This window comes from Streptomyces venezuelae, from assembly GCF_008642375.1.
In the GTDB taxonomy this organism is placed as follows: Bacteria; Actinomycetota; Actinomycetes; order Streptomycetales; family Streptomycetaceae; genus Streptomyces; species Streptomyces venezuelae_G.
The window spans coordinates 8,250,793-8,271,145 of sequence record NZ_CP029194.1 but is presented as its reverse complement, the minus strand read 5'-3'; the positions used below and the strand labels follow the sequence as shown (position 1 = coordinate 8,271,145).

The window sequence follows — 20,353 nt, the reverse complement described above, 5'->3', positions numbered from 1 at the left end:
TGCGTGGTGATGTGGGCGTGCGGGTGGTGTTGTCCGGCGGGGCCGGTGTCCGACGTTCACGGCTGGCAGGCGGTGACGGACATCGGTCGCGTCGGTGACGCGGGCCGGTGATCGGGGTCCCGGTCACTCGGCGTTCCCGGGGTGACCCTTCGTGCGCTCGGTGGCACTCTCAGGGGAAGAGCGCCTGGATGCTGACGACGGCCGCCGCTCGGGCCCATTCCTCCCAGGGAAGGGGCCGCAGGGTCAGCGGGCATTTCGCGGCCGCCTTGAAGCAGTGCGCGGTGTACGCCTCCCTGATGTGCACTCCGAAGAGGTCGTAGGTGTCGAGCCCTTCTCCGGTGACGACGACGCGTTCGGGCCCCACGAGGCTCACGAGATTGGCGATGCCGACCCCGATGGCCTTGCCGGCTTGGGCGAAGGCCTCCCGCGCGGCGCGGTCTCCGTCGCGGGCGAGGCGGACCGTGCCGTCGAAGTCGAGGTCGGTGTGGCCGGTCGCCCGGCGTACCGTGCCGAGGATGGCGTCGCTGGAGGCGATCGCCTCGACACAGCCGACCGAGCCGCAGTGGCAGCGCGGCCCCGCCGGATCGACGCTGATGTGGCCCATCTCGCCGGCGACTCCGTAAGCCCCCTCGATCAGTTGGCCGTTGACGACGATTCCGGAGCCGATGCCCGCGCCGATGGTGACGAGCGCGAAGTACTCGGTCCCGATGCCGTCGCCGAACCAGTGCTCCGCGACGGTCAGGGCTTTGACGTCGTTGGCGATCGTGACGCTCAGCCCGGTGGCACGGGCCGTGATCTCGGCCAGTGGCACGTCGCGCCAGCCGGGGAGAACCGAGTAGCGCACACGCCCACCGGGACGGTCGACGTCCCCGGAGACGGCGATGCCCACGTGCCGCGTACGGGAGCGGAACTCGGGCCGCGCGTCGAGGAGTTCGTCGACGAGGTCGGCGATCAGGGCACACACGGCCGTCGGGCCACGGTCGACCAGCGGGCGGCTCGCGTGGACGCGCGGCCTGGATCGCAGGTCGCACACCGTGCCGTACAGGGTGTCGGCACTGATCTTCACTCCGACGAAGAACTCCCGGTCGGGGGTGACCGACAGCGGGTTCACCGGTCGTCCGGCTCCTGGCGCGGTGCGCTCCGGTGGGAGTTCGTGCAGGTAGCCGTCGTCGATCAGGGGCCTTGCGGCCTTGGTCACCGCGGTCGAGGACAGCCCGGTGCGGCGGGCCAGTTCGACCCGGCTGAGCGGGCTCTCGGCCAACAGCAGGCTCAGGATGGCGGTTTCGGCCGGAGCGGTGACCAACGGCCTTGTCTGGTTCGGAAACACGGCGGCAACGTACCGGTAAATAAATAAGTTCGTCCAGTATTGATTTTCACGAAATGGCCCACCTACTCTCGGGTCACTTGCGTGCCCCGTTGGATGCTTCGCCGACGACCGGCATCCGCGGCACGCCGGAATCACACGTTCGCCCGACCTTCCCTGGGACCACTCGTGCCTCGAACGTCCTCGACCGTCTCGTTCGACCGCGCCCTCGGGCTCGCGGTCCTCCGGACCCCCCACAGCGTGTACGCCCTGCGCATCGGCGCCGACGGCAGCCCCCGGCATCTGTACTGGGGGCCCGGCCTGGGAGACCCGGAACTCACGGCGCTGCCCGACGTCATCTCCCCCGCGGAGAGCAGCTTCGAGGCCGACGCCGCCCCGGACGAACTGGCGCCGCAGACCGGAGCCCGCTTCGGTCCCGCGGGCCTCCAGGTCCGCTTCGCCGACGGCACGCGGGGCGCCCAGTGGCACTTCGCCGGCCACCGCATCGAGGAGGGTGAGCTGCGCCTGCGCCTGACCGACCGTCACTATCCGCTGGCCGCCGAGCTCTGCTACCGGGTCCGCCCGGGCAGCGACGTCGTCGAACGCTGGACGGAACTCACCCACACCGGGACCGAGGACTCCGGTCCGATCACGGTCGACCGGTTCGACTCCGCCTCCTGGACGGCCCCCGCCCTCCCCGACTACCGGCTCAGCCACCTCGTCGGGGGCTGGAACAGCGAGTTCCAGCTGCACCGCGACCGGCTCCCGGTCGCCGAGACCGTCCTCACCAGCCGCCGGGGCCTCACCAGTCACCACGCGAACCCCTGGCTCGCACTGGACGACGGCACCGCCGGCGAAGAGGACGGCGAGGTCTGGAGCACCGCCCTGGCCTGGAGCGGAAGCTGGCGCGTCACCGTGCATCGGGACCCGGTCGGCCGCACCACCTGGACCGGCGGCTTCGGTCACGAAGGGGTCTGCCGGACGCTCGACCCTGGCGAGACCTTGAGCACCCCGGTCTTCGCGGGCCTGTACACCGAGGGCGGCTTCGGTGCCGCGAGCCGCGCCTGGCACACGTACCTCCGTACCCACGTGCTCCCCTCCCCCGACCGGGACCGGCCCGTCCTCTACAACTCGTGGGAAGCCACCGGCTTCGGCATCGACCACCCCGGACAGCTGCACCTGGCCCGTCTCGCCGCCCGTCTGGGAGCGGAGCTCTTCGTCGTGGACGACGGATGGTTCGGCGCGCGCACCAGCGACCGGGCGGGCCTCGGCGACTGGACACCCCGGTCCTCGGCCTTCCCCGACGGCCTGCGGCCGCTCGCCGACGAGGTGCACCGCCTGGGCATGGACTTCGGCCTGTGGGTCGAGCCGGAGATGGTCAACCGCGACAGCGACCTCTACCGCGCCCATCCGGACTGGGTCGTCCACACGCCGGCCCGGGACGCCACCGAGCTCCGCAACCAGCTCATGCTGAACTTCGCCCGCCCCGAGGTCGAGGCGTGGGCGCTGCGGACCCTGGACCGGCTGGTCCGCGACCACGCCGTCGACTGGCTCAAGTGGGACGCCAACCGGGTCGTCACCGAGGCCGGCTGGCCGGGACATCCCGACCCGGACCGGCTGTGGACCGACCACACCCGCGCCGTGTACCGCGTCATGGACCGCCTCCGCGCCGACCACCCCGGCCTGCGGATCGAGGCCTGCGCGGGCGGTGGCGGCCGGGTCGACCTCGGCATCCTCGCCCGTACCGACCAGGCCTGGACCTCCGACAACACCGACCCCGTCGACCGGATCGGCATCCAGCACGGCTTCAGCCAGCTCTTCCCCGCACAGACCATGGCCGCCTGGGTGACCGACAGTCCCAACGTCACCACCGGCCGCACCACTCCCCTGCGCTTCCGCTTCCATGTGGCGATGGCCGGATCGCTCGGCCTCGGCGGGGACCTCACACGCTGGTCCGAGGAGGAACTCGACGAGGCCGCCGGGCTCGTCGCCCGCTACAAGGAGATCCGCCCGCTCGTCCAGCATGGGCGGCAGCACCGCCTCAGCGGCCCCGACGGTGTGACAGGCATGCACTACGCCTCCGAGGACGGCACCGAACACGCCGTTCTCGCCTGGCGCCCCACGACCCGCTTCGGCCACGCACCCACCGCACTCGCCCTGCCGGCCCTGGACCCGGCTGCCCGGTACCTGGACCTGGAAGACGGCACGGCCCACAGCGGCGCCGTCCTGGTGCGACGCGGCATCGACCTGACCCTGCCCGAGGGCGACTACGCGAGCCGGCTGATCCGGCTTCGCCGGGCGGCCTGAGAGCCGGCGGCTCCCGCCGCCGGTGTCGTCACAGGTGCAGCGTGCCCTGGAGGGCGCGGTGCACCAGTGGCGGATGGCCGTGCGTGCGGCGGAAGGCGGTGCTGAAGGCGCGGACGTCGGCATAACCGCAGGCTTGAGCCACTTCCGTCACCGAGGTGCCGGCGTCGAGAAGCAGGGCCGCGCCCAGGTCGAGCCGCATCCGGCGCAGGGTCGCCATCAACGAGCCCCCGGTCTCGTGCCGGAACAGCCTTTCGGCATGGCGTGCCGACAGGTGAACAGCGGCCGCGACGTCCCGGACCGTCACGGGCCGGGACAGGTTGTCGGCCAGGTAGCGTTGCATCGCCTCCACCGCGGGCGACAGCCGGGTCGCCGCAGGTGACCGGATACACAGGTCCTCGTCGGCCGCGAAGGCTCGCGCGGTGTCCACGACGAGTGCGGCCCCGAGGCCGGAGAGTACGGACTCGTGCCCGGACCGTACCGGTGCCGCATGCTCGCCGAGGACGGTGACCAGGGACGCGAGTGAACCGATGCGCCGTGACACCGTCGGCCTCGTGGTGTCGGTGAGCCCCGACCACCAGCCCCGGTCCCCAGGTCCTGGGCCGTGCTTCCCAACCCGCAGGGCGAAGCTCCAGAAGGCGATGCCCAGGGGCTCCGTGTGACTTGACTCGATCTCGTGCACGTCACCCGGGCGGGCGAGGAAGACGTCGCCGGCACCGACGTCGTGGCGTTCCGCGCCGGTGCGGAACCGCCCGGCGCCGCTGTAGGCGAGGCATACCTCGTAGAAGGAGTGCCGGTGCCAGTAGTTGCGCCAGGGCGACGCCGGATAGAAGCCCCAACTGACGAAGTCGGCCTGGAAGGCGCCGGCCTGGCAGGTCTGCAGCACACCACTCAGCTCGGTGAGCGAGCCGGCATTCGCCACGTCCTTCAGGTTCAACCGGTTCTCCTGCCCGTGGGGTCGACGCCGGCCAGCATCATGCCCTGTCCCCGTGAGTGGTCGTGCGCCCGGATCACCGGTGGATCCGCCGGGTCCCGGAACTGCACCAGCCAGGTGGTGCGAGCCTCGCCGCTGAGGTTGACGCCGGAGGCATGGACGGTCAGGTAGGAGAAGAAGAGCACGTCACCGGCCTCGGCGGGAAGCGGGACGGTCGCGTCGAACGAGACGTCGGGAAGGTGGTGGCCGCCGTCCTCCACATGCTCCAGAGGCCCCTGTCGGTGACTGCCCGGCACGATCCGCACACACCCCTTCTCCTCCGGAGCGTCGTCCAGGTGAAAGATCGCCGCACCGACGCGGTGGTGGGTGTGCGGGAAGAACGGGTGGTCCTGGTGCGGAGGAAACGGCGAGCCGTTCTCCGGCGGCTTCACGAACAGCTTGGTGTGATGCAGCTGTACGTTCGGCCCGCCCAGCACCGCTGCGGCGACGCGGGTGAAGCGCTCGTCCGTCAGCAGCCGGGAGAACGCCGCGGCGTGGAACTGCACATCGTGCAGGTGCTGCAGCCGGGTCGGTGTTCCGGCCGCGATGCCGGCCGCCGAGTCCCACGTCGGGTTCTCGTCGTCGTCCAGCACGGCCAGCACGTCGTGGGCGCACTGGCGGTGGGCAGCGGCCTCCTCCCTGCTCAGCAACCCCTTGACGAGCACGTACCCGTTCTCGCTGTAATGGCCGGCCAGGGCCGTGAGATCGGGCGTCTCCCCCGTCGTCGTCACTGTCTTCCTCCTCCGTCCTGGCCGCTCGGAGTGCGGCCGGGTTCGGGAACGACGTTAGGTTTCCGGCCGACGCCCGCTGTAGACCCGCGACGGACGACGGTGTTCGCGGGACGGACATGGTCCCCGCACCGCACCGTTCATGGCAGCGGCCCCCGCCGCAGCCTCCGGGTGAGCTGACGCCGTCAGCGATTGCCAGACCAAGGTTGCCGTCGCAGAGGCCGATCAATCCGGCCGGAAGACTTCCACCAAGCGAGGACTTGTGCAATTTTACATGTCACACATCATTGGTCGCGTGTCCCAGCGCTGCCACAACGGCCCCGGAGGCCCCCACAGATGCATCCGTTCCGGATATCGAGAGCCAACGCGCGCAGACTTCCTGCGCTCGGCGCAGCCGTCCTCATCACGCTCGGCCTGTTCGCGCCGCAGGCCCAGGCCGCCTCCGTCGGCGCCGCGACCCCGGCCCGTACGAACTCACAGGGAGCCGCTGCCTCGGCGCCGCGGTCGATCCCGGTGCCCAAGTCGCCCGACGCGATGAGCAACAGCTCCCGCTTCCGCATCTCCGCGCAGGACAGCACCGAGGAATCGGGCCCGGCGCCCGCCCCGGCCGTCAAGCCCGTCAAGGTCGGCAAGCAGTCCACGGCCGCCGCCGCGGACGAGTGCCCCGACCTCGGCGGAATCGTCAACGCCACGGGCAGCGCCCTCGTCCAGCAGCTCAAGGCGCTCCCCCGGATCAACTGCACGTACCCGCTGTTCGGCCTCACCGGGGAGAACGCGCGCAAGGCCTTCCGTGAGGCCCAGATGGTGACCGTCGCCGACGCGCTGCGCGACGCCTCCGCCACGTACTCGGGCAACAACAGTGCCGCCATCGGCCAGTTGGTGCTGTTCCTGCGGGCCGGCTACTACGTGCAGGACAACAACGCGGACGTCGTCGGCGACTACGGCACGGCGCTGGACACCGCGGCGCGCGGCGCGCTGGACGCGTTCTTCGCCTCCCCGCGCAGCAAGGACGTCACCGACGCCAACGGCGAGATCCTCAACGAGGTCGTCACGCTGATCGACAGCACCCACACGGCCGGGCGGTACGTCGGCGTCGTCAAGTGGATGCTCGGCGGCTACGACAGCACCTGGCCCGGCCAGATGAACCTCGCGATGCAGCACGTCGAGTGGGTCGTCGAGAACGGCTTCAAGGCCAAGGACGACGGCCGCGGCTGGCGGGCGGCCCTCAAGGCCGACCCCACCGTCCTCGACACCTGGGCCGGCTTCATCACGCGCAACGGCGCGCAGCTGAACCGCCTGGACGTCGTCAGCAACGTCGGCCGCCACCTCGGCCACGCCCTCGACGTCCCCGAGCTGAAGGACCGGCTCCGGCCGCTGCTCAAGGACCTGATCAACCGCTACCCGAACGTCGGCCCCACCGCGCCGATCACCATGAACCTGGGCTGGTACACGCGCCAGTACGACAGGGGCAACTGCGCGGCCTACGCCATCTGCGACCTGGGCGAGCGCGTGCTCCCGGCGATCCTGCCGATCCAGCACTCGTGCAACCCGGGCCTGAAGATCCGCGCCCAGGACATGTCGCCCGGCCAGCTGGCGAGCACCTGTACCAGCCTGGTCAACCAGGACGCCTACTTCCACCGGATCATCGGCGACAAGGGCGCGATCCCCGGTGACGTGAACACCAACCTGGAGGTCGTCGTCTTCGACGACTACACCCAGTACGCGCTGTACGCCTGGGCCATCTACAACATCGACGTCGACAACGGCGGCATGTACGAGGAGGGAGACCCCGCCGCCGCCGGCAACCAGGCCCGCTTCATCGCCCACGAGGCCCACTGGCTGCGCCCGGAATTCCAGATCTGGAACCTCAACCACGAGTACACCCACTACCTCGACGGCCGCTACAACATGCACGGCGACTTCGAGGCGGGCATGACCACGCCGACCATCTGGTGGGTCGAGGGCATCGCCGAGAACATCTCGTTCGGCTACCGGGGCGAGCGCAACGCCGACGCGATCGCCGAGGCCCGCAGGAACACGTACAAGCTGAGCGACCTGTTCGACACCGTCTACGGCCAGGACGAGGACCCCGAGGTCAACGCGAGCCGGGTCTACCGCTGGGGCTTCCTCGCGGTCCGCTACATGCTCCAGGCGCACGCGGCCGACGTCGAGACCGTGCTGGGCAAGTACCGCGCCGGTGACTGGACCGGTGCCCGTACCTTCCTGAAGCAGACCATCGGCACCCGCTACGACGCGGACTTCGCGACCTGGCTGACGACCACGTGCGCGACCGACGACTGCGGTCCGCTGCCGGAGGCCGGCTCGACCGCACCCGCCCCGCTCTGCACGATCAGCGACCCCCGTCAGTTCGACCAGAACTGCCGCCGGGACAACCTCGCCGCCGCCACCGGCAACTACAGTTACCACTTCGTGTACCTGCCGGCCGGCGTCAAGCAGCTGACCGTCACGAGCAGCGGCGGCACCGGCAACGCCGACCTGTACTACGGGGGCGGCAGCTGGGCCACCACCGGCAACCACCTGGCGAAGTCCACCAACGCCGGCAACGGCGAGACGCTGACGATCGACAACCCGCCGTCCGGCTGGGTCTACTTCAGCCTCGCCGCCGCGCAGGGGTTCAGCGGTGTGAGCCTCTCGACGCAGTCCAAGTGATCCGGCGCGCCGGGGCCGGGCCCAGCCGGCCGGCCCCGGCGCACGTTTCTCGTCGGACGCCGACGGCCCTGAACCGGGGCAAGCCCGGTTCAGGGCCGCAGCCTTGGCCTGCGGGTCACGGCCGAGGAGGGCCTAGTCGAACGGGTCGAGCGTGATGTAGGCCTGTCGCGGGTCGCCGTCGTGGACCAGCGATTCGTGCGCGCCGACGTCGTCGAACGCGAAGCCGTACGCCTTGCCGTCGGCCATCTGGGCGTGGATCTTGCGGGAGTAGTGGTTGGTCACCGCGTCCTTGTAGAAGCCGGCCGACGAGGTGTCCGGCTGGTTCGGGTTGGTGAGCAGGGTGGAGCGGTTGTAACCCGCGCACAGAGTACGGGAGATGGGGCCGCGCACCTGGTCGTTCGGGGCGTCGAGGTGCTTGTAGCAGCCGAAGACGCTGTCGGAGTCGGGCTTCTGGAAGGAGGTGACGACGGCCCCCGCGCTGTTGGTGAAGTTCATGACGTTGCCCGAGACCCGGCCGTGGTACTTCACCGAGGGCTGGTTCGCGAAGGGGGTCACGGTCAGCGTCGAGGTGGCGTACTTCGCCCAGACGCGGTTGATGTAGTCGTTCATCACCCCCGAGGGCAGCGCGCCGGCCTCGACGCCGTGGCCCGGGGCCAGGGCGCGCAGCACGGTGCCGTCGGCGCGGGTCTGGATGAGGTTGGCCCAGCCTCCGGGCTGGCCGCGCAGCGCGTCGTAGAAGCCGCGGTAGCCGCCGGGCTTGAGGCGGCCCGTGTTCGCGACGGTGCCGTCGGGGCGCTTCACGCCGACGGCGTACGGCGCCGAGACCATGTCGACCTGGGTGCTGTTGATCCACAGGCCCGAGTCGTTGAGGGTGTACTCGGACCAGTTGAACAGGATGTTCCTGTTGGGATCGCTGGGGTTCTGCACCGCGGGCTGCACGAGGCCGCCCGTCGCCAGCTTGAAGACCAGCTTCTGTCCGTAGCTGAAGTAGATCCGGCCCGAGAACTTCGGCAGCCGGACGGTCATCGACCGGCCGTTGGCCGGGCCGGTGATGGCGGCATCGGGCGCGGGCACGGGCGTGGAGCCCCCGGCCGGCCACGGGTGGAAGGTTCCGTTGGCGTCCGCCCACCCCTGCCGGCCCGTCGAGAGCTCGGTGCCGAGGTTGTAGACGTAGACCTGCTCACCGCGGGCCGAGTTGTTCGTGAAGGTGAGCGGAATCGTCGCGGGGACAGCGGCGGAGGCCGGGTCGGGGTCGGAGGCTCCGACGACGGTGACGGTGGTGCCGATCAGCGCGGCGGCGGCGAGGGGGATGAGCCGGATGCGGGTGCGCCTGTGCCGTGGGGACATGAGGGCTCCTCGGAGGTGGGGACTCCGTACTGGGGGACGTGAGCTCGTGAGAGCGCTCTCAAGAGTGGCGAAGATGGCCTGGACCTGTCAATGAATCAGGGGGAGGCCGGGCGGAAGGGCCTGGCTCGTGACGCACGGACGCGGCGAGCGATCGGTCAATTCTGGACGCGAGGGGTCAATTCCGAGGGGCGAGGGGGCAGTTCCGGGAGAGGGCGATTCCGGGCGGGATCGATCCCGGGAGAGGGCGATCCCGGGCGGGAGCGATTCTGGGCGGGAGCGATTCTGGGAGGGGGCGATTCTGGGAGGGGGCGAGCGTTCAGCGCGCCAGTCGGTCGAGCGCGGCGAGCACCGGCGCGACCCCGTCCTCCGCGGCCAGGCGGTCGGCCAGCGCGCGGGCACGCGCACGGTGGGAGTCGTCCGACGTCGCCCGGCGCAGGGCCTCGGCCAGGGCCCCGGAGGTGAGGCGGCGCAGCGGCACCACCCCGGGAGCGGTGCCCAGCGCGGTCAGCCGGGACGCCCAGAACGCCGCGTCGAACTGGACCGGCACCGGAACGGTCGGCACCCCGGCCCGCAGGACGGCGCCGGTCGTGCCCGCCCCCGCGTGGTGGACGACGGCGGCCGTCCGCGGGAACAGCAGGGAATGCGGCACCTCGTCGACGGTCAGGATGTCGTCGCCCGAGGCACCCAGTCCCGCCCAGCCCCGCTGGACGATCCCCCGCACCTTCGCCGCGCGCAGCGCGGTGACGATCTCGCGGCTCACGCGCCCGGGATCGGGGACGGTGGCGCTGCCCAGGCCGACGAAGACCGGTCGGGGCCCGGCGACGAGGAAGTCCTCCACCTCCCGGGACAACTTCCCGGTCTCGTGCGGCCACCAGTACCCGGACGTCTCCAGGCCGGCGGGCCAGTCCCGGGGCCGGGGGACGACGAGCTCGCTGTAGCCGTGCAGCACCGGCCGCGTGCGCCGGTCCCGGGACCTGCCCGTCGTCACGAGCCCGTGCCGCCGCCGCAGTGACCGTACGGCTTCGGAGAACAGCAGCTCCACCGACGTCATGACGAATCGTCCGCTCAGCCGGTTCCCCACCGTGCCCAGGGACCTCGCCCCCAGGACCGGAGCGGGGAACTCCCCGGTCGGATGCAGCGGCTGGAGGTGCAGCCCCAGGACGGGCACCGACAGGCCATCGGCGATGGCGTACCCGAGCGGCCCCAGCGACCCGCTGACCAGCAGGACCTCGCCCTCCCGCGCCACCTCCACCAGGGCCGCCGTCATCTCGTCGGCCGCTCCCCTGGCCATGGACGCCAGCCGTACGAGCTTTCCCGCGCCGGTCCTCGCGTCGTGCAGCCGCCGGCCCCGCGCGGAGTGCAGCTCGGCACGCGGATCCACCGGCAGCGGACGGAACCGCACCCCCGACCCCGCCACCAGCGGCTCGAACACCCCGTGCGCGGCCAGCGTCACCTCATGCCCGGCCCGTACGAGACCGGCACCCAGACCCGTGAACGGCGCGATGTCGCCCCGCGACCCTGCCGTCATCATCACGATGCGCACGCCGCCAGTCTGCCCCACCCGATGCCGCCTGAGCCCTGCGCTCCGCCGGATTGCCTATGCTCCATGTGTCCGGCAGGTCCGTGCGCGGGCTTCCGACGGAGAGTGAGGGGACTGTGATGAGTGAACCGACGAAACCCGAGGTCAACGTTCCGGAGGGGGATGCTCCGACGGAGCTGACCGTTCGGGACCTGGTCGTCGGGGACGGAGCCGAGGCGAAGCCGGGCACGGTGGTCAGGGTTCACTACGTCGGCGTCGCCTTCGCGTCGGGCAAGGAGTTCGACGCCTCCTGGGACCGGGGTGAGCCGTTCAAGTTCGCCCTGGGCGGTGGCAGGGTCATCAAGGGCTGGGACCGGGGGGTGAGAGGGATGAAGGTCGGCGGTCGGCGCGAGATCATCGTTCCCCCGCGTCTCGGCTACGGCAAGCAGTCGCCCTCGCCGTTGATCCCCGCGGGTTCGATCCTGGTCTTCGTGGTGGATCTGCTGTCCGTCGCCACCTGAGGCCGCGCGGACGGCGCCGTATCGACCGATGAGTTTCCGGCGGCCCCGCGGTCTGCCCTGCATGGAGAACACTTCACGCACGGAACCGATCGATCTCGGAGCGGCCGCGGAGCGCGTCGCCCGGCTCGCCGAGGGCATCGACGACGCGCGGCTCGGCGACCCGACGCCCTGCCCCGAGTACGCGGTACGGGAACTGCTCGGCCATCTCGCCGGGCTCGGTGCCGCCTTTCGCGACGCGGCCCGCAAGGAGTTCGGGCCGACGCCCGGCACGCCGCCCGGCTCGTCCCGTCCGGTGCTGGCGGACGACTGGCGGACAGCCCTGCCGAAGGTGCTGGACGAACTGGCCGCCGCCTGGCGCGAGCCGGGCGCCTGGGAGGGGGACACACAGGCGGGCGGGATCGACCTGCCGGCCGCCGTGATGGGGCGGATCGCGCTCGACGAGCTGCTGATCCACGGCTGGGACCTGGCGCGGGCGACCGGTCAGACGTACGAGGTGAGCGAGGAGGAACTCAGAGTCTCCGAGGCCCTGTTGACTCCGGCCGACGACACCTCCGGCGACGGGTTCTTCGGCCCCGTCGTCGCGGTGCCGGACGGCGCTCCCCTGCTCGACCGTGTGATCGGCCTCAGCGGCCGCCGGCCCGACTGGCACCCGGCCCGAGGCCCGGCCATGGGGTGATCAGTTGCCGGATCCGGCGCAGCCCTTCCCGTACCTGTGGTGTCAGAACAGGCGGCCGCCGAAGGGGCTGCCCGGTCCGTAATAGGCGGACAGCTCGTCCCGGTAGCCCGGGTCACCGAGGTGCTTGTCCCGGTGGAACTCGGGGGCGTCCTTGATCTGATCCTTCGTGCGGTCGACGAAGATCTTCCGCTCGTCCACGTCGACCCGCACGACGGTGCTCGCCGGGAGGAGCACCTCCTTGCCGAAGATCCAGACACCGGTGTCCACCACCAGGTAGGCGTCGTCCACCTCGTCGGAGTGCTTGTCCACCTTCCCGATGCCTCCGTCGGTCGCCTCGACCTTGTAGCCGGTCAGGTCCGCACCGGCGAGGTGACCCGAGGTCGTCCTGTAGCTCCACACGTGATCGGTCACGCTGCACCAACTCCTCCGGTAGGCGGAGGACGGCCGGTGGTGTGCCGGCGTCCTCCGTTTCCTGTGCCGTACGGGGTGTGCCGTACGCGGCGGAACGTGTTTCCCGCCTGGGCTCCGCCTGCCCCGGCCCCGGCAAGTCATTCATGGACCTCCTCGGGCGGGAAGTTTGACGTGCTCGCCGGCGGTGAGGCGTAGGGACGGGCCTGTTCGACTCGCCGACTCGTCGATTGGGGAGCACGTGGAGAGCGTCATCCGGCTGGCCGTCGCCGTGGGTGGCTCGGCGCTGGCGGCCTTCGTCGCCTGCCGTGCGGCCGACATGCTGGCGCGGTTCGCCGACGCACGGCATCCGGAGACCCCCTTGTGGGGGCTGCTGCGCCGCTGTCGTACGCCGTTGTACGTCGTCCTGCTGGCCGCGCTGCTCAGATGGACCTACCCGTACGCGGCGGAGCCGGGCGGGGCGCCGGCCGAGCATACGGAGACTGTGGGTCACGTCCTTCTGCTGTGCCTGATCGGCGGCGGAGCCTGGCTGACGGTGCGGACGGTCGCGGCCGTCGTCGAGTCCACGTACGCCCGCTACGCCGGACGTTCACGTGACGCCGCACGGCTCCGCCGCGTCCGTACACAGGTCACGCTGATCATGCGGGTGGTGGCCGTCGCCGTCGGGGTGCTCGCCGCTGCCGCGGCCCTCGTCACCTTCCCGTCCTTCCGTACCCTCGGGACGTCCCTGCTCGCCTCGGCCGGCATCATCGGCATCGTGGCCGGCGTGGCGGCCCAGTCGACGCTGAGCAACCTCTTCGCCGGCTTCCAGATCGCCTTCGGTGACATGGTCCGCATCGGCGACACGGTCGTCGTCGACGGCGAGTGGGGCGTCGTGGAGGAGGTGACCCTCACCTTCCTCACGGTCCGGACCTGGGACGAGCGTCGCGTCACGCTCCCCGTCTCGTACTTCACCTCGCGGCCGTTCGAGAACTGGTCGCGCGGCGGCGCGGAGATGACGGGGTCGGTCTTCGTCCACTGCGACCACACCACTCCGGTCGCGCTCGTCCGGGCGCACCTCCGGGAGTTCCTCACCACGTGCGACACCTGGGACGGGCGGGGCTGGGACCTCGCCGTGACCGACACCTCGCCGACCGGCATCACCGTGCGGGCGATCGTGACGGCCAAGGACGCCGACGACCTCTGGACGACCCGTTGCGCCGTACGGGAGGAGCTCGTCGGCTGGCTCGCCCGGGAGCACCCGGGCGCCCTCCCCAAGGTCGTCACCGCTCCCGCGGCCGACGCGTTCGACCGGCTGGGGGCAGGCGACCGGGCATCGCGCCAGCGACGGCTTCGTCGGACCGACCGGAGTCACACCGGGCCGGCGGACACGCCTCCGAACTGAGCGTGTCCCCGAGCCGGCCACGGGGTTCCGCGGGTTCCTTCAGGCCTTCTGCTGCATGGAACGGCGCGCCGGGTTGCCCTGTTCGGCGGCCTTGGGGTCCTTCTCGTCGGCTTTCGCCCGGACGCCTTGGGCGATGCGCTCGCCGAGGGTCCTGTCGATGTTCGTCCAGTAGGCGAAGGCACGCTCCAGGACGGGCTCGGTGACGCCGTTGAGGAGGTGGCCGACGACGTTGTCCACCAGGCGGTCGCGGGCCTCGTCGTCCAGGACCTCGCGCACGAGAGTGCCGGGCTGGCCCCAGTCGTCGTCCTCTGGGTGGGAGACGTAGGCCGCCCTGGTGATCTCGCCATCCGCCGTCCAGCTGGGCGGAGACCCGTGGCGCGCGGTGTCGGCGGCCGGACCGCCCTTGGAGTTCGGGGCGTAGACCGGGTCGGCCGTTTTGCGGTAGGCCATCGCGCCGTCCTTCGAGTACGTGTGGACGTCGACGACGGGCGCGTTCACGGGCAGCTGCTGGTAGTTGCCGCCGATGCGGTGGCGGTGGGCGTCCGCATACGAGAACAGCCGGGCCAGCAGCATCCGGTCGGGGCTGGGTCCGATGCCGGGGACGAGGTTGTTGGGCTGGAAGGCGGCCTGCTCGATCTCGGCGTGGTTGTCGGTCGGGTTGCGGTCGAGTGTCATGCGGCCCACCGGGATGAGCGGGTAGTCCCCGTGCGGCCAGACCTTGGTGAGGTCGAAGGGGTTGAACCGGTAGTCCGCGGCCTTCTCGTACGGCATGACCTGCACGTGCAGGGTCCAGCTCGGGAAGTCGCCGTCGCGGATGTGCTCGAACAGGTCTCGCGTGTGGTAGTCCGTGTCGACGGCCGCCATCTGGTCGGCCTCGTGCTGGGTGAAGAACTCGATGCCCTGATCGGTCTTGAAGTGGTACTTCACCCAGAACCGCTCGCCGGACGCGTTGATCCACATGTAGGTGTGGGACGTGTAGCCGTTCATGTGGCGCCAGGAGCGCGGGATGCCACGGTCCCCCATCAGCCAGGTGACCTGGTGGGCGGACTCCGGGGAGAGCGTCCAGAAGTCCCACTGCATGTCGTGGTCACGCAGGTTGTTGTCCGCGCGGCGCTTCTGGGACCTGATGAAGTGCTGGAACTTCATGGGGTCCTTGACGAAGAACACCGGCGTGTTGTTGCCGACCATGTCGTAATTGCCTTCGCTGGTGTAGAACTTCACCGCGAAGCCGCGCGGGTCGCGCCAGGTGTCCGGGCTGCCGCGCTCGCCGGCGACGGTGGAGAAACGGACGACCAGATCGGTGCGGGTGCCGGGCTGGAACAGCGCCGCCTTGGTGTAGCCGCTGACGTCGTGGGTGACCTCGAAGCGGCCGAACGCGCCGCTGCCCTTGGCGTGCGGCTGGCGCTCCGGGATCCGTTCTCGGTTGAACTGCGCCATCTGCTCGATCAGGTAGGCGTCCTGCATCAGGATCGGACCGCCCGGGCCCAGGGTGAGCGAGTGTTCGTCGCTCTCCACCGGGGCACCGGAATCGGTCGTGGTGGCGGGTCGGCTGTCGGTCATCGCTCGTGCTGCCTTTCCTCGCGTCGGGCGTGGCGCACCCCTCGATCGGGGACGGCCCCGGGTACGGGCGGGCGCGCGACAGCGGGGCGGCGGCCCTCTCCGCCCCGCGCACACACGTCCCACCCTGCGCCCACTCGCCCGAGGCCACCACCGGAGGCCGGGCACCGCCCTCTCCGCGGCAGGCGGAAAGCGGCCTCCAGGCCCGGGCCGAGGGCGAGGGCTGCACCGACGTCGCCCACTGGCGCCGCGTTCACGCCGACCACTGGCAGGACAGCGAGGGCCGCGTCGACCGACGACACTCACGTCGTGTGCGTGCACTTCACGCGCACGAGCCCGGCGTCCGGCTGATCCGACGGCCGGCCGGCGGCGCCGGGTCACGCGGGCGTACCCGGCGCGCCACGGGGGTGGCCGGGCCGTCGGCCGCGGGTCAGGCGACCGTCAGGACGATCTTCCCGGTGGTGCGGCCCCGTTCGCCGATCTCATGGGCCTTCGCGGCCTCGGCGAGCGGCAGGACGGTGTCGACCACCGGCTTCAGCTGCCCCTTCTCCACGAGGGACGCGATCTCCCTCAGGCCGAGGTGGTCGGGTTCGACCAGGACCCAGGCCGCCAGCACGCCGTCCGGGGCGGCGGGGACGTCGTCCGGTCCCGGCAGGGTGATCAGCCTGCCGCCCTCACGGAGCACCGTGAGCGAGCGCTCGGCCGTCTCCCCGCCGAGGCCGTCGAGGACGACGTCCACTCCCGAGACCACGTCCTCGAAGCGGTTCTCGCGGTAGTCGATCACCTCGTCCGCGCCCAGCTCCCTCACCAGGTCGTGCTTGGCGGCGCTCGCGGTCCCGATGACGTACGCGCCTCGCGCCTTGGCGATCTGTACGGCGAAGTGCCCCACCCCTCCGGCCGCGGCGTGCACCAGCACCCGCTCCCCGGGACGGACGTCCGCGGTGTCGACGAGGGCCTGCCAGGCGGTGAGCGCGGCCAGCGGCAGCGCCGCGGCCTCCACGTGGCTGAGCGAGGCGGGCTTGGGGGCGAGGTGCCGGGCCGGGGCCACCACGTACTCGGCGTATCCGCCGGCCTGCCGGGGGAACAGCGGCATGCCGAAGACCTCGTCGCCGGGGCGGAAGATCCCCACGCCGGGACCCACGGCCTCCACCGTGCCGGACACGTCCCACCCGACGGCCGGCACGGCGCCCCACTCGATGAGGGCCCCGCCCGCGCGGGTCTTCCAGTCCACGGGGTTCACTCCGGCCGCGTGGACCCGCACCAGGACCTCGTTCAGACCGGGCGTGGGGCGCTCCACCTCGCGCTCCACCAGGTTCTCGGGTCCGCCCCACTGCTCCACGACCACCGCACGCATGTGTCCGCCTCGTTTCCGTCTCGACCGGCGCGCCCCCGGAACTCTTCCGGCGGCGATGAGTCCACGATCCGGTACGCCGGTCCCACGCGGTATTGGCCGTTCGGCCAGCATGTGACAGGATCTGGCCATGAGGGAAACGGTCGGACGGATGACGCCGGACAGCCACGAGGGGCCCCGGGCGACACCGCACCGGGTCGCCGTGCTCGCGCTGCCCGGAGTGCCACCGTTCGAGCTCGGGATCCCCTCCCGGGTCTTCGGCTGCGTCGAGGACGCGGAGGGCCGCCCCCTGTACGAGGTCACGATCTGCACGGCGGACGGGGCCCCCGTCCCGAGCGACGCCGGGTTCACCGTGCAGCCCGCGGCCGGTCCCGAGGCCCTGGCCGCCGCCGACACCGTCGTCCTCCCGCCCACGCACGCCATGCCGGAGCTCGGGCACGGCGGCCCGCTCCCGCCCGAGGTCGCCGCGGCCATCGCCGGCATCCGGCCAGGCACCCGCCTGGTGTCCATCTGCACCGGGTCCTACGTACTGGCCGCCGCCGGTCTCCTCGACGGCCGGCCGGCCACCACGCACTGGAACCTGGCGCCGGAGTTCCGCCGGGCCTACCCCCGGGTCAAGGTCGACGAGGACGTGCTCTTCGTGGACGACGGCGACGTGCTGACCTCCGCGGGCGTGGCCGCGGGTGTCGACCTGTGCCTGCACATGATCCGCCGCGACCACGGTGCGGCGGCGGCGAACCGCGCCGCCCGCATGTGCGTCGTGCCGCCGTGGCGGGACGGAGGACAGGCGCAGTTCATCGACCGGCCCGTCCCCGAGCCCACCCTGGCCAGCACCACGGCCACCCGCGCCTGGGCCCTGGAGCACCTGGCCGAACCGCTCACCCTCGCCCGGCTCGCCGAGCACGCGCGGATGAGCCTGCGCTCCTTCACCCGTCGCTTCCGCGACGAGGTCGGCATGACCCCCGTGCAGTGGCTCACGGGTCAGCGACTGGAACTGGCCAAGCAGCTGCTCGAGACCACCGACCTGCCCGTCGACCTCGTCGCCCACCGCGCCGGCCTCGGCTCCGGGAACTCGCTGCGCGCTCACATGCGTACGGCCTTCGGCACCTCGCCCGCCGCCTATCGCCGCGCCTTCGGCACCACGGCCCCGCCGGTACCCGTCGGAACCCACCAGGGAACCGAAGCGCCGGCCGAGCGGGGCAGCACTGCCGGAGCCGATGCTCCGGCGGAGGGCGCGCGGAGCCGCTGACACAGGGTGGGCGGAGCCGCCGTCGGCGTGCTCGCAGGTGTCGAGGCCTGCCCCGCCTTACGCTGCGTCTGTCAGAAAACCCCTCCGAAAGCGCGGATGGTCTTGTCTGCCGGCACCGTCATCGCGGGCATTCTGTTCATGTGGTGCGTCCTGTCGTACCGGCTCGCGCGATGGAGCATCACCGCACCGATCGCCATGATGCTGGCGGGCATCGCCCTCACCAGCGGCTCGGACCCGCCGCTCGCCTTCGACTTCGGAGACCTCGGCGGGTTCGAGCGGACGGTGGAGATCATCGTCGCCCTGCTGCTCTTCGTCGACGCGACCGAGGTGCCGGCCGGTGTGATCCGGCGGGAGCGGAACATCGTCGCCCGCCTCCTGGGGGTCGCGCTGCCGCTGACCCTGGGCGCCGCCTTCCTGGCCTCTCTCGCCTTCTTCCCCGACCAGCCCGGATGGGTCCTGGCGGTACTGGCGACCGTCGTCGTCCCTCTCGATCTGGCGCTCGCCGGGGCCTTGGTCAGGGACAGGCGCGTGCCCGCTCGCCTCCGGGAGGTACTCAACGTCGAGGGCGGCCTGAACGACGGGGTCATCTCACCGGTCTTCCTGCTCTGCGTGGCCGGCGCCGCCGCGTCCCGCACGGCCGGCGGCGACTACGCCGAGGCCCTCCTCACCGCCGTCGGAGCGGCGGTCTTGGCGGTCGGGGCGGGCTCGCTCGTGGGCTGGCTGGCCGGAGGGCTGCTGCGCCGGTCCTGGGCGAAGGGCTGGACGCTGCCCGCCGCGACGCGGCTCGCGGTGCTGAGCGTGCCGATCGCCGCGTACACCCTGTCCGTGTCCCTGGGCGGGAACGGCTTCGTCGCGTCCTTCGTGGCCGGTGTCTGCATCGCGCCGGCGCTGCGTCGTCTTCCGGAGGACGCGGTGCAGATGACCGACGACCTGTCGACACTGTTGACGCTCGCCCTGTGGTTCCTCTTCGGCCAGATGGTCAACGACGAGTTCTGGGACGGTTTCCACCTCTCCGTGATCCTCTACGCCGTCCTCGCCGTCACCCTGGTGCGCCTGGTGCCCGTGATGCTCGCGCTGATCGGTACGGAGCTGTCCCTGACCGACCGGCTGTTCCTCGGGTGGATGGGGCCCCGAGGAGCGACCACGGTGGTCTTCGGCCTCCTCGCCGCGATCGAGCTGCCCGCCGCCGGCGGCGGTGACTTCGTGTCCCGGGTGATGGTGATCACGGTCATGGTCAGCATCGTCCTGCACGGCCTGAGCGCCGAACCCGTCGGCCGCCTCTACGCCCGCCGCCGGCGAGCCTCCCGGGAGCTTCGGGGCGCGGAATGAGGTGGGGAGGCGGGGCCGGAGGGTGGAAGGTGCGGCGGACCGGCGTGCGCGTCCGGGCCGCCGCACCGGTGTCAGGACGGGAGCCACGCCCGCCAGGTGGTCTCGTTCTCCTTCACCCAGCGCCCCGCCGCCTCCTGCGGCGACAGCTTCTGCTCCGCGATCATCAGGGCGACCTCGTTCTGGTCCTCGGTCGTCCAGCGGAACCTCTTCAGGAAGGAGGCGGCGTCACCGCCTCCGTCGGCGAAGCGGGCGTTGAGGAACTTCTGCAGCCGCGTGTGCGGGTAGGCGCAGGCCACCTTCTCCGGGTCGGCGTCGCAGCCCTCCTTGTAGGCGGGCAGCTTCACCTCCGTCATGGGGACCTTCTCGAACAGCCACTGGGGCTTGTACCAGTAGGTCAGGAACGGCTTCTTCTCCTTGGCGAACTGCTTGATCTGCGTGATCTGCGCCGCCTCGGAGCCCGCGAACACGACCTGGTAGTCGAGGTCCAGGCTGTTCACGAGTGCCTTGTCGTTCGTGACGTAGGACGGGGAGCCGTCCAGCAACTGGCCCTTGCCGCCGCTCTCCGCGGTGCGGAACACGTCGGCGTACTTGTTCAGGCTCCGCCAGTCGGTGACGTCCGGGTGCTGCTCGGCGAAGTACGTCGGCACGTACCAGCCGATGTGGCCGGTCACCCCGAGGTCTCCGCCCCGGGCGATCGTCCCCTTGTCGTCGATGTACCGCTTCTCCTGCTCCGGGTGACCCCAGTCCTCCAGGATGGCGTCCACCCGGCCCTGGCTGAGCGCGTCCCAGGCGGGGACCTCGTCGATCTGGACCGTGTCCACCCGGTAGCCGAGCTCGTGCTCCAGCAGGTACTGGGCGACGGCGACGTTGGCCTGCGCGCCCACCCACGACTGCGTGGACAGGGTCACCGTGCGGGAGCTCTTCGCGTCGGCGTACGGGGATGCCTGCCGGGTCATGTCGGCGGCGCCGCAGCCGGTGAGGCCGGCCGCCAGGGCGGCCGCGGTCACGAGTGCGGTGATGTGCGTACGAGCCAT

General features: G+C 71.4%; 16 protein-coding genes. 7 read left to right on the top strand and 9 right to left on the bottom strand.

Annotation, left to right across the window (positions count from 1 at the left end):
* Positions 1 to 169 precede the first annotated feature (169 nt).
* Positions 170 to 1,327 (bottom strand): ROK family transcriptional regulator, encoded by a 1,158-nt coding sequence (locus DEJ46_RS37620; RefSeq protein WP_223835382.1) that lies wholly within the window; start codon positions 1,325 to 1,327, stop codon positions 170 to 172.
* Positions 1,328 to 1,492: 165 nt separating this feature from the next.
* On the opposite strand from DEJ46_RS37620, the gene DEJ46_RS37615 reads away from it, so the two are divergent.
* Positions 1,493 to 3,610 (top strand): alpha-galactosidase, encoded by a 2,118-nt coding sequence (locus DEJ46_RS37615; RefSeq protein ID WP_190623363.1) that lies wholly within the window; start codon positions 1,493 to 1,495, stop codon positions 3,608 to 3,610.
* A 28-nt stretch (positions 3,611 to 3,638) separates the two neighbouring features.
* Here DEJ46_RS37615 and DEJ46_RS37610 read toward each other — a convergent pair whose 3' ends face one another.
* Together DEJ46_RS37610 and DEJ46_RS37605 are read right to left on the bottom strand one after the other, a co-directional pair.
* On the bottom strand, positions 3,639 to 4,544 hold the full coding sequence (locus DEJ46_RS37610; RefSeq protein ID WP_150273587.1) for a helix-turn-helix domain-containing protein: 906 nt from the start codon (positions 4,542 to 4,544) through the stop codon (positions 3,639 to 3,641).
* Positions 4,541 to 5,311: a phytanoyl-CoA dioxygenase family protein gene (locus DEJ46_RS37605; protein WP_150273586.1), complete on the bottom strand. Its 771-nt coding sequence runs from the start codon at positions 5,309 to 5,311 to the stop codon at positions 4,541 to 4,543. Before DEJ46_RS37605 ends, DEJ46_RS37610 begins: the two co-directional genes overlap by 4 nt.
* Positions 5,312 to 5,644: 333 nt before the next feature.
* Here DEJ46_RS37605 and DEJ46_RS37600 point away from each other — a divergent pair, with 333 nt between their 5' ends.
* On the top strand, positions 5,645 to 7,978 hold the full coding sequence (locus DEJ46_RS37600; protein WP_190623084.1) for a M9 family metallopeptidase: 2,334 nt from the start codon (positions 5,645 to 5,647) through the stop codon (positions 7,976 to 7,978).
* Between the two features lie 132 nt (positions 7,979 to 8,110).
* Here DEJ46_RS37600 and DEJ46_RS37595 read toward each other — a convergent pair whose 3' ends face one another.
* Together DEJ46_RS37595 and DEJ46_RS37590 are read right to left on the bottom strand one after the other, a co-directional pair.
* Complete coding sequence (locus DEJ46_RS37595; RefSeq protein ID WP_150273582.1) at positions 8,111 to 9,325, bottom strand: glycoside hydrolase family 64 protein; 1,215 nt, start codon at positions 9,323 to 9,325, stop codon at positions 8,111 to 8,113.
* 316 nt (positions 9,326 to 9,641) lie between these two features.
* Positions 9,642 to 10,868, bottom strand: coding sequence for a glycosyltransferase (locus DEJ46_RS37590; RefSeq protein WP_223835381.1), 1,227 nt, complete (start codon positions 10,866 to 10,868; stop codon positions 9,642 to 9,644).
* Positions 10,869 to 10,984: 116 nt separating this feature from the next.
* Between DEJ46_RS37590 and DEJ46_RS37585 the strand changes: the two genes are divergently transcribed.
* Together DEJ46_RS37585 and DEJ46_RS37580 are read left to right on the top strand one after the other, a co-directional pair.
* On the top strand, positions 10,985 to 11,365 hold the full coding sequence (locus tag DEJ46_RS37585; RefSeq protein WP_150273578.1) for an FKBP-type peptidyl-prolyl cis-trans isomerase: 381 nt from the start codon (positions 10,985 to 10,987) through the stop codon (positions 11,363 to 11,365).
* A gap of 61 nt (positions 11,366 to 11,426) precedes the next feature.
* Entirely contained in the window at positions 11,427 to 12,041 is a 615-nt protein-coding gene (locus DEJ46_RS37580) for a TIGR03086 family metal-binding protein (RefSeq protein ID WP_150273576.1), read from the top strand.
* A gap of 42 nt (positions 12,042 to 12,083) precedes the next feature.
* Here DEJ46_RS37580 and DEJ46_RS37575 read toward each other — a convergent pair whose 3' ends face one another.
* Positions 12,084 to 12,452, bottom strand: coding sequence for a PRC-barrel domain-containing protein (locus DEJ46_RS37575; RefSeq protein ID WP_150273575.1), 369 nt, complete (start codon positions 12,450 to 12,452; stop codon positions 12,084 to 12,086).
* Between the two features lie 238 nt (positions 12,453 to 12,690).
* Here DEJ46_RS37575 and DEJ46_RS37570 point away from each other — a divergent pair, with 238 nt between their 5' ends.
* Positions 12,691 to 13,833 (top strand): mechanosensitive ion channel family protein, encoded by a 1,143-nt coding sequence (locus tag DEJ46_RS37570; protein ID WP_150273573.1) that lies wholly within the window; start codon positions 12,691 to 12,693, stop codon positions 13,831 to 13,833.
* A gap of 39 nt (positions 13,834 to 13,872) precedes the next feature.
* Here DEJ46_RS37570 and DEJ46_RS37565 read toward each other — a convergent pair whose 3' ends face one another.
* Together DEJ46_RS37565 and DEJ46_RS37560 are read right to left on the bottom strand one after the other, a co-directional pair.
* Positions 13,873 to 15,393, bottom strand: coding sequence for a catalase (locus DEJ46_RS37565; protein WP_150273571.1), 1,521 nt, complete (start codon positions 15,391 to 15,393; stop codon positions 13,873 to 13,875).
* A 427-nt stretch (positions 15,394 to 15,820) separates the two neighbouring features.
* Positions 15,821 to 16,744 (bottom strand): NADP-dependent oxidoreductase, encoded by a 924-nt coding sequence (locus DEJ46_RS37560; protein ID WP_150273569.1) that lies wholly within the window; start codon positions 16,742 to 16,744, stop codon positions 15,821 to 15,823.
* Positions 16,745 to 16,871: 127 nt separating this feature from the next.
* Here DEJ46_RS37560 and DEJ46_RS37555 point away from each other — a divergent pair, with 127 nt between their 5' ends.
* Both DEJ46_RS37555 and DEJ46_RS37550 read left to right on the top strand, forming a co-directional pair.
* Complete coding sequence (locus DEJ46_RS37555; RefSeq protein ID WP_223835380.1) at positions 16,872 to 17,990, top strand: GlxA family transcriptional regulator; 1,119 nt, start codon at positions 16,872 to 16,874, stop codon at positions 17,988 to 17,990.
* Positions 17,991 to 18,092: 102 nt separating this feature from the next.
* Complete coding sequence (locus DEJ46_RS37550; protein WP_150273567.1) at positions 18,093 to 19,319, top strand: cation:proton antiporter; 1,227 nt, start codon at positions 18,093 to 18,095, stop codon at positions 19,317 to 19,319.
* A 71-nt stretch (positions 19,320 to 19,390) separates the two neighbouring features.
* On the opposite strand, the gene DEJ46_RS37545 is transcribed toward DEJ46_RS37550, so the two are convergent.
* Positions 19,391 to 20,353 carry an ABC transporter substrate-binding protein gene (locus DEJ46_RS37545; RefSeq protein WP_150273565.1) on the bottom strand — a complete coding sequence of 321 codons (963 nt, stop codon included), beginning with the start codon at positions 20,351 to 20,353 and terminating at the stop codon, positions 19,391 to 19,393.

Coding starts and splice junctions, on each gene's coding strand:
- DEJ46_RS37600 (WP_190623084.1), top strand. CDS start 5,645: ATGCATCCGTTCCGGATATCGAGAGCCAACGCGCGCAGACTTCCTGCG.
- DEJ46_RS37595 (WP_150273582.1), bottom strand. CDS start 9,325: ATGTCCCCACGGCACAGGCGCACCCGCATCCGGCTCATCCCCCTCGCC.
- DEJ46_RS37585 (WP_150273578.1), top strand. CDS start 10,985: ATGAGTGAACCGACGAAACCCGAGGTCAACGTTCCGGAGGGGGATGCT.
- DEJ46_RS37580 (WP_150273576.1), top strand. CDS start 11,427: ATGGAGAACACTTCACGCACGGAACCGATCGATCTCGGAGCGGCCGCG.
- DEJ46_RS37565 (WP_150273571.1), bottom strand. CDS start 15,393: ATGACCGACAGCCGACCCGCCACCACGACCGATTCCGGTGCCCCGGTG.
- DEJ46_RS37560 (WP_150273569.1), bottom strand. CDS start 16,744: ATGCGTGCGGTGGTCGTGGAGCAGTGGGGCGGACCCGAGAACCTGGTG.
- DEJ46_RS37555 (WP_223835380.1), top strand. CDS start 16,872: ATGAGGGAAACGGTCGGACGGATGACGCCGGACAGCCACGAGGGGCCC.
- DEJ46_RS37545 (WP_150273565.1), bottom strand. CDS start 20,353: ATGGCTCGTACGCACATCACCGCACTCGTGACCGCGGCCGCCCTGGCG.